The 4385-nt window shown below is 70.2% G+C and carries 5 protein-coding genes; 3 read left to right on the forward strand and 2 right to left on the reverse strand.

Annotated elements, in window-relative coordinates; genetic code table 11:
- On the forward strand, nt 1-356 hold a 356-nt coding region (locus FKV24_RS08985; protein WP_484502556.1), incomplete at its 5' end, for a beta/alpha barrel domain-containing protein.
- A gap of 353 nt (nt 357-709) precedes the next feature.
- On the forward strand, nt 710-1006 hold the full coding sequence (locus FKV24_RS08990) for a hypothetical protein (protein WP_141482142.1): 297 nt from the start codon (nt 710-712) through the stop codon (nt 1004-1006).
- Nucleotides 1007-1043: 37 nt separating this feature from the next.
- Here FKV24_RS08990 and FKV24_RS08995 read toward each other — a convergent pair whose 3' ends face one another.
- Nucleotides 1044-2084 (reverse strand): LacI family DNA-binding transcriptional regulator, encoded by a 1041-nt coding sequence (locus FKV24_RS08995; RefSeq protein WP_141482144.1) that lies wholly within the window; start codon nt 2082-2084, stop codon nt 1044-1046.
- 73 nt (nt 2085-2157) lie between these two features.
- On the reverse strand, nt 2158-3480 hold the full coding sequence (locus FKV24_RS09000) for a sugar MFS transporter (protein ID WP_141482143.1): 1323 nt from the start codon (nt 3478-3480) through the stop codon (nt 2158-2160).
- A gap of 399 nt (nt 3481-3879) precedes the next feature.
- Here FKV24_RS09000 and FKV24_RS09005 point away from each other — a divergent pair.
- The coding region (locus tag FKV24_RS09005; RefSeq protein WP_211371831.1) for a glucokinase at nt 3880-4385 on the forward strand (506 nt) is incomplete at its 3' end.

Consider the following 4385-nt stretch of genomic DNA (forward strand, 5'->3'; position numbering starts at 1 on the left):
CCAGCCCCGACCTGATCGCCGCCGCGCGCGGTCACGCGGTCGGCTGGCTGCCCGGCGCGGCGACCGCGTCGGAGGCAATGACCCTGGCCGAGCACGGCTTCGGTTTCCAGAAGTTCTTTCCGGCCGAGGCCGCCGGCGGTACCGCCCTGTTGCGCAGCCTGCACGGCCCGCTGCCGGAGATCCGCTTCTGCGCGACCGGCGGCATCGGCCTGGGCAACGCCGGCGACTACCTGGCGACCCCGAACGTCGCCTGCGTCGGCGGCTCCTGGGTCACCCCGGCCAGGCTGATGGCCGCCGGCGACTGGGCCGGCATCGAGCGGCTCGCGCGTGAGGCGGCGGCGCTGCGCACCGGTTGAGGCGCCGCCCGGGCCGGCTCCGACCGGCTTTCGTGGAAAAGCCCATCGCGGCTCACGCCGCTCCTACGAAAAGCATTTGTCTACCTTTGAGCCCAGCCCCCTGAGTCAGGGGGCGATTCGCGCGTAGCGCGAATGGGGGTGTGGCCGCGCAACGGCGGGGCCCAAGGTTTGCGCGGCAAACTTTGGGGATTCCCGGGCGCAGCCCGGGGATCGCGGCTCACGCCGCTCCTACGGGGCTTCTGCGATGGCGCGGTGTGCCGCTCCTGCGAAGCATCGCTCCATCGACGCCGCTACCCATCCTGCACGCGTCGGCGGCATTATCGGTAGACAGACAGCCGACACGGGGAGCGCCCATGCACACGATCCTGATGGTCCTGGCCGGGCTGGCGGTACTGGGCCTGTTTCTGTTGACCGGACGCCTGTGGGCGTTGCGGGCGCCCGGCGCGACCCGGCGTGCGGCGCTGTGGTTCATTCCGGTCTGGCTGGTCGCGGCCCTGGTCAACATGGGCGTCGGCGTGATCGAGGCCGGCTACAGCGTCTCCGACGAGCTGCCGTACCTGCTGATGGTGTTCGGCCTTCCGGCGGTTGCCGCAATGCTGGCCTGGTGGCGGATGCGTCCGCGCCGCGATCGGGGCGACGGCCAGGCCTGAGCGCCCAGGTGGTGCCGCGGGCGCGTCGCTCAGTCGCTCAGTCGCGCGGGCGTGGCGGTGCGGTCGAGCCGCGCACCACCAGCACCGGGCTGAAGCCCTCGTTGGCCGGGGCGTCGGCCTGCGGATGGGCGTCGCGGCGCAGCTCGGCGATCAGCCGGTAGGCGGCGTGGCGGGCGATCGCCTCGGTGGCCTGGCTGGCGGTGGTCAGCGGCGGCCACGACTGCTTGGAGAACGGGCTGTCCTCGAAGCCGGCGATCGACAGGTCGTAGGGCACGTTGAGTCCGCTCGAACGCGCCGCCGCCAGCACCCCGGCGGCGATCTCGTCGTTGCTGCCGAAGATCGCGGTCGGCGGATCGGGCAGGGCCAGCAGCCGGCGCGCGCCGCGGAAGCCGTCGTCGAAGGAATAGTCGCCCGGCAGCACCAGGTTCTCGTCCTCGACGATGCCGTAGTCGGCCAGTGCCTTGGCATAGCCCTTGTAGCGCTCCCAACTGGAACGGTGGGACGTGCCGCCCCAGAGGAAGCCGATGCGCTGGTGGCCGAGCTGGATCAGGTGTTCGGTGATGTCGTAGGCGGCGTCGTGGTCGTCGACCCAGACGCAGGGCGCGCCGTCGTGCGGGTCGGCGGCCGCGGACACGATCCGCACCAGGCGGATGCCCTGTTCGACCAGCTCGTTGACCAGCGGCATCTGCTCGGACATCGGCGGCGCCAGCACCAGGCCGGCCAGGCGCGCGCCCTGGACCAGGTCGATCAGGTCGGCGGCCAGCACCGGCGAGGAGGCGTCGCAGGGATGGATCTGCAGGCCGTAGCCGGTCTCGCGGCAGGCCGACAGCACCCCGTTCTGCACCGCGATGATGTAGTACGGGTTCGGGTTGTCGTAGACCACGCCCAGCGCGTAGGGCTGGGCGCTGCGCAGGCTGCGCGCGGACGGGTCGGGCCGGTAGCCGAGTTCGGCGATCGCCTGGTTGACCCGTTCGCGGGTGCGGGCGCGAACGCCCGGCTCGTCGTTGATCACCCGCGAGACGGTCTTCAGCGAGACCTCGGCACGCTCGGCGACGTCTTTGATCGTGGGTCGGCGCACCGCCACCTCGGTCATGTCATCGGCCTGCTAGCGTAACCCCGCGGCGGCGGCGCGCAAGCATCGCGCGCCCGGCTCAGTTCCGCCCCTGGCCGGCAGGGGCCGGGGCCGCATGCGTCTGGCCGGCCCGATAGCCGCGGGTGGCGAAGAACAGGATGTACAGGTAGCACGGCACCATCAGCAGCAGGAACACCCACTGGAAGTCGTGGCTCTGCTTGAAGTGGGCGAACAGCTGCGGGATCACCGCGCCACCGGCGATGCCCATGATCATGATCGCCGAGCCGTACTCGGTCAGCCGGCCCAGGCCGCGGATCGCCAGCGGGAAGATCGCCGGCCACATCATCGCGTTGGCGAAGCCCAGCAGGGCGACGAAGCCGACCGACAGGTAGCCGCGGGTCAGGAACGCGCCGATGGTGAACACCACGCCCAGCACCGCCGACACCGACAGGTAGCGCTCCTGCGAGATGAAGCGCGGGATCGTGACCAGGCCGACCAGGTAGCCGGCGAGCATGCCGCCGAGGGTCAGCGAGGTGAAGAACTTGGTGTGGTCCAGCGGCAGGCCCAGCGACTCGCCGTAGACGCCGATCGCGTCGCCGGCCATCACCTCCACGCCGACATAGGCGAACAGGCAGGCCGCGCCCAGCCACAGGTGCGGGTACTGGAACAGGCTGCGGCCGCCGCCGCGGGACTCGGCATTGGCCTCCTCGGCGCGGATTTCCGGCAGCGGCGAGAACAGGATGCCGACCGCGATCACCGCCATCAGTCCGGCCATCGCCATGTACGGGTCGTGGATGCGCGAGGCGAACTCGTTGAGCAGCGCCTCCTTGCCGGCCGGGTCGGCGGCCGCGACCTGGGCGGCGAGGTCGCCCATGCCGTGCAGCACCAGTGCGCCCAGCACCAGCGGAGCGAGGATGCCGGCGAGCTTGTTGCAGATGCCCATCACCGCGATCCGCTGGGCCGCGCTTTCGATCGGGCCGAGGATCGAGATGTACGGGTTCACCGCAGTCTGCAGGATCGCCAGGCCGGTGCCGATCACGAAGATGCCGGTCACCGCGCCGGGGTAGTAGCGCTGGGTGGTGAACTGGCCGAACACCACTGCGCCGATCGCCATCGCGAACAGGCCCAACGCCATGCCCTTCTTCATGCCGGTCCTCTTCAGGATCAGCGACGAGGGCAGGGCGAGGAAGAAGTAGGAGATGTAGAACGCGAACGGAATCAGGAACGCGGCCGACTCGCTGACATCGAAGGCGAGCTTGGCGAAGCCGATCAGCGGCCCGTTGAGCCAGGTCACGAAGCCGAACATGAAGAACAGCAGGCCGACGATCGCGATCGAGCCCAACTGGCTGCGCGCGGGGGCGTTGCCGGCGACGGCGGGTGTTGCGGGCGTGGTGGACGACATGGAACGGACTCCCCTCCGATTCGACCGGCATGGCGCCGGCAGTAAGCCATGGTTGCGCGCGACCCGGGTGGGTGGCGGCAGGCGTTGACCGCACGGTGTCACAACTTTGTCCGGCAGGCCAGTGAATAGATAAAACCTTGATACAGCGCCATTTCGCGCGCTGTTTTGGCTGTTGCGATGCAGCAAATCCGCCGGTTTGTGACGGTATTTCGGGCGGATCGAGGGTTTTTTGTCGCGCCTCTTGACATCGTTGTCAATAGCGTTGCAGTCTCGGCCGACCCAATCGGTGGGGACCGACGGAGGCAGGATGGAAGGGGAGTGTCTGGACAGGTCGTGGCTGCTGCGTGCGATGCGCGCGTCGACCTGCGGTGTGCGTATCCATGCGCAGGGGGCAACGGCATGACCGTCGCCCAGCGCCAGGTGTCCGGCGCCCGCGCCCGCTTCATCGCGGCCGATGTCGGCGGTACCCATACCCGCGTCGGCCTGGTCCGCGCCGGCGGTCCGGGCGAGTCGCCGATCGCGGTGCTGGCGCATCGCAAGTACGTCTGCGCCGACTACCCGGACCTGGCCGCGATCCTGGCCGACTTCATCGCCCGGATGCCCGGCGGCGGCGATCTGCACAGCGTCGCGATCGCCTGCGCCGGGGTGATGCTCGACGACGTGGTGGTCAACGCCAACCTCAGCTGGCGGGTGTCCGGCGCCGACCTGCGCGAGGCCCTGGGCCTGCAGCACGTGCATTTCATCAACGACTTCCAGGCCGCCGCGCATGCCGCGCAGTGCATGGACCCGGCCGAGTCGACCCTGCTGACCCCGGACGTGTCCGTTGGCGAGCCCGGCCCGGTGCTGGTGGTCGGTCCCGGCACCGGCCTGGGCGCGGCGGTGCGGGTGCCGCACCGCGGCGGCAC

The organism is Marilutibacter maris, assembly GCF_006546735.2.
GTDB lineage: Bacteria > Pseudomonadota > Gammaproteobacteria > Xanthomonadales > Xanthomonadaceae > Marilutibacter > Marilutibacter maris.